Origin of the sequence: Streptomyces sp. WELS2 (assembly GCF_013870595.1) — a bacterium.
GTDB lineage: Bacteria > Actinomycetota > Actinomycetes > Streptomycetales > Streptomycetaceae > Streptomyces.
In genome coordinates this window covers 1-4,218 of sequence record NZ_JACBWZ010000566.1, presented here as the reverse complement: position 1 = coordinate 4,218, position 4,218 = coordinate 1, and the positions used below count along the sequence as shown (strand labels likewise).

The window sequence follows — 4,218 nt, the reverse complement described above, 5'->3', positions numbered from 1 at the left end:
GTCGCTGGAGTGCTGGAAGGTCGTGGTGTCGTCGGCGAGCGCGCCGAGGTCGTCGGTGGCGATCCGGCCGTGCAGCTTCTGCCGGCCCCGGCCGACGGCCTCCAGGGTCTTGGCGAGGACCGCCTCGAAGGCGCCGAGCTTGGCGTCCACGTAGGCGTCGGCGTCGCGGCGCAGGGTCTCCGGGTCGTGGCTGCGCTCGGGGGCGTCCTCGTCCGCGTAGCCCTGCTCGTCCAGGCCGGGGCCGGTGCCGAGGAGCTTCTCCCGGCCCCGGCCGACCGAGCCGAGCGTCTTGGTGAGGACGACCTCGAAGTTGGCGAGCTTGGAGTCCACGTAGTCGTCGGCCTCGGCGCGGATCTCCTCGGCCTCCTTGCGGGCCTCGGCCAGGATCCGGTCGGCCTCGGCCCGGGCGCGGCGGGCGATCTCGGTCTCGGCGACCAGCGAACCGCGCTCGGCGTGCGCGCTCTCGATGATCCGCTCGGCCTCCTGCCGGGCCTGCTCGACCATCTGCTCACGGTCGCCGATCAGTTCCCGCGCCTGGGCGAGGGAGCCGGGCAGCGCCTGGCGCACCTCTTCGAGCAGCGCGAGCAGCTCGGCGCGGTTGACCACGCACGACGCCGACATGGGCATGGACCGGGCGCCGGAGACCGTGGAGACGATCTCGTCGAGCTTCTTCTGCACGTCCACCTGTGCTCGCCACTCTCTACAGCCGGTTCGGAGACGGACGGGACGACTGTAGCCCCATCAGTCCCTGGCGAGGCGCTTGTTCAGCGCCTCCAGCACCTGCGGGGGCACCAGGTGGGAGACGTCCCCGCCCCAGGCCGCGACCTCCTTGACGAGGGAGGAGGACAGGAAGCTGTAGGTGGGGTTGGTGGGCACGAACAGCGTCTCGACGCCGGTGAGGCCGTTGTTCATCTGGGCCATCTGGAGTTCGTAGTCGAAGTCGCTGACGGCGCGCAGGCCCTTGACGATGGCGGGGATGTCGCGCTGCTTGCAGAAGTCCACGAGGAGGCCGTGGAAGGACTCGACGCGGACGTTGGCGTATTCGGAGGTGACCTCGCGGATCAGCTCGATCCGCTGGTCGATCTCGAACAGGCCCTTCTTGGACTTGTTGATCATCACCGCGACGTACACCTCGTCGTACAGACGGGAGGCTCGGGCGATGATGTCGAGATGTCCGTTGGTGATCGGGTCGAACGACCCGGGACAGACGGCGCGGCGCACTTGTGATCCCTCGCTCTCCGGTCCGGTCATCGTGCGTCTTCGCACGTAGAGGCGGCGCGACCGTACCAAAACGTTCCCTCGCCGTAGCGACGGGACCGGATCGCCTCGAAGCCGTCCGGCCAGTGGAATTCGCCGCCTCTGGTGCTGCGCTCCACGGTGACGAGCGCTTGCTCGGCGAGCCAGCCCTCCGAGTGGAGTGTGAGCAGGATCTCGCGAAGATCGTGATCCGTGACGGCGTACGGCGGGTCGAGGAAGACCAGGTCGTACGGCTCGGCGGGGGGCGCGGTGCGGATGACTTGTTCCGCTTTGCCCGCCCGCACCTCGGCGCCGGGCAGGCCCAGGTTCCGCACGTTCTCGCGGACGGTTCTCGCCGCGCGGGCGTCGGCCTCGACCAGGAGGGTGTGGCCCGCGCCCCGGGAGAGGGCTTCCAGGCCCACGGCGCCCGAGCCGGCGTAGAGGTCGAGGACGCGTTCGCCGTCCAGGGGGCCGCCGAGCAGGGACTGCCAGGTGGAGAAGAGACCTTCGCGGGCGCGGTCGGAGGTGGGGCGGGTGCCGGTGCCTGGCGGGACGGCGAGGCGACGTCCGCCGGCTGCGCCGGCGATCACGCGGGTCATCTTCGGTCCTTGGTCGTGGGTCGGTTCAGGTCCAGTGTGGCTCACCCCTTTTCCAGGTACTGCTCCCGCTCGTCGTCCAGCAGGGCGTCCAGGGCCGTGCGCAGGCCGGGGAGGCGTTCCAGTTCCGGGTCGGCCGCCACGACCGCCGCCGCCTCCGCCCGCGCCTCGGCGATGACCTCCTCGTCCTCGATGACCGCCAGGACCCGCAGGCTGGAGCGGGCGCCGGACTGGGCCTGGCCGAGGACGTCGCCCTCGCGGCGCTGTTCGAGGTCGATGCGGGACAGCTCGAAGCCGTCGAGCGTGGAGGCGACCGCGTTCAGCCGCTGGCGGGCCGGGCTCGCCTCGGGCATCTCGGTGACCAGCAGGCACAGTCCGGGGGCGGAGCCACGGCCGACCCGGCCGCGCAGCTGGTGGAGCTGGGAGACGCCGAAGCGGTCGGCGTCCATGATGACCATGGCCGTGGCGTTCGGGACGTTGACGCCGACCTCGATGACGGTGGTGGCGACCAGGACGTCGGTCTCCCCGGCGGCGAAGCGGCGCATCACGGCGTCCTTGTCGTCGGGGTGCATGCGGCCGTGCAGGACCTCCACCCGCAGGCCCTCGAGCGGGCCGCGGCCCAGCTGCTCGGCCACGTCGAGCACGGCCAGCGGGGGGCGCTTCTCCTCGCCCTCGGCGGGCTTCTCGCCGGCCTTCCCCGAGTCGTCCTCCTCGTCGCCGATGCGCGGACACACCACGTACGCCTGGTGGCCGGCCTCGACCTCCTCGCGGACCCGCTCCCAGGCGCGGGAGAGGAAGTGCGGCTTGTCGGCGGCCGGGACGACATGGCTGGCGATCGGGGAGCGGCCGGCCGGGAGCTGGTCCAGCACCGAGGTCTCCAGGTCGCCGAAGACCGTCATGGCGACCGTGCGCGGGATGGGGGTGGCCGTCATGACGAGCAGGTGCGGGGGCTGTTTGCCCTTGCCGCGCAGGGCGTCGCGCTGCTCCACGCCGAAGCGGTGCTGTTCGTCCACCACCACCAGGCCGAGGTCGTGGAACTGCACCTTGTCCTCGATCAGGGCGTGGGTGCCGATGACGATGCCGGCCTCGCCGGTGGCCAGGTCGAGCAGGGCCCGGCGGCGGGCCGCCGTGCCCATCGAGCCGGTGAGCAGCACCACCTTGGTGGCGTGTTCGGCCCCGCCGAGCATTCCCCCCTCGGCGAGTTCGCCCATCATCTCGGTGATGGAACGGTGGTGCTGCTGGGCGAGCACCTCGGTGGGCGCGAGCATGGCCGCCTGCCCGCCCGCGTCGACCACGGCGAGCATGGCGCGCAGCGCCACCATCGTCTTTCCCGAACCGACCTCGCCCTGGAGGAGGCGGTGCATGGGGTGGGCGGTGGCCAGGTCCTCGAAGATCTCGCGGGAGACCTTCTGCTGGCCCTCGGTCAAGGTGAACGGCAGGCGGTCGTCGAAGGCCGCCAGCAGGCCGTCCGGGCCGGGGACGCGGGGCACGGCGGGCAGGTGGGTCTCGGCGTGCCGGCGGCGGGCCAGGGCGACCTGGAGGACGAAGGCCTCGTCCCACTTCAGGCGGGCGCGGGCGTCGGCGATGTCGGCCTTGGTGTGCGGCCGGTGGACCTTCAGCAGGGCCTCGGGGAGCGGGAGCAGGCCGCGTCCGGCGCGCAGGGAGTCCGGCAGCGGGTCGAGGGCCTCCCGGGCGCTGGGCAGCACCGTCTGGACCGCCTTGCCGATCTTCCAGGACTCCAGTTTGGCGGTGGCGGGGTAGATCGGGATCAGGGCGCCGGCCCAGGACTCGACGGCCTCGTCACCGTCGCCGCGCAGCAACTCGTAGGCGGGGTGGGCGAGCTGGAGGCGGCGGTTGAAGACGGAGACCTTGCCGGCGAACATCGCGCGGGTGCCCGGCAGCAGTTCCTTGTGGGGTTTGTGCACGCCGTTGCCGAAGAAGACGAGCTGGAGCCGGCCGCTGCCGTCCGTGATCGTGACCTCCAGGCGCTGGCCCTTGCCCCGGGGGGCCTTGGCCGAGGCGAAGCTGTGCAGCCGGGCGTCGGCGACCTGGGCGACCACCGTGACGTGCTCGTCCATGGGGAGGTCGGCGAGGTGGGTGAGCTGGCCGCGCTCCTCGTATCTGCGCGGGTAGTGGTGCAGCAGATCGCCGACGGTGTGCAGGCCGAGGTGCTCGGCCATCACCTTCGCGGTGGCGGGGCCGAGCACCTTCTTGAGCGGTTCTTGCAGTGCGGGCACGTCATCAATTGCACACCACGGCACTGACAATGCCGTAGACCACGCCCCGCGCCGCCCGGCCGGGATGCCGTAAACATCAGGGAAACTCCTGGTCAGACGTGCTGATCCGGGCCTAGGATGACGCGCTCAAGGCCATCCTTCGCGGTCAC

General features: G+C 71.5%; 3 protein-coding genes and 1 pseudogene. All 4 read right to left on the bottom strand.

Going from position 1 to position 4,218, the window contains the following annotated elements; all coding sequences use genetic code 11:
• Nucleotides 1-684, bottom strand: a pseudogene (locus tag H5J33_RS25760) (cell division initiation protein); the annotation flags it as partial.
• 57 nt (nt 685-741) lie between these two features.
• A complete protein-coding gene (gene coaD, locus H5J33_RS25755) occupies nt 742-1,221 on the bottom strand; it encodes a pantetheine-phosphate adenylyltransferase (RefSeq protein ID WP_309485487.1) in 480 nt (159 codons plus the stop codon).
• A 26-nt stretch (nt 1,222-1,247) separates the two neighbouring features.
• Entirely contained in the window at nt 1,248-1,835 is a 588-nt protein-coding gene (gene rsmD, locus H5J33_RS25750) for a 16S rRNA (guanine(966)-N(2))-methyltransferase RsmD (RefSeq protein ID WP_181797250.1), read from the bottom strand.
• A 41-nt stretch (nt 1,836-1,876) separates the two neighbouring features.
• Nucleotides 1,877-4,078 carry an ATP-dependent DNA helicase RecG gene (gene recG, locus H5J33_RS25745; protein ID WP_181797252.1) on the bottom strand — a complete coding sequence of 734 codons (2,202 nt, stop codon included), beginning with the start codon at nt 4,076-4,078 and terminating at the stop codon, nt 1,877-1,879.
• Nucleotides 4,079-4,218 lie beyond the last annotated feature (140 nt).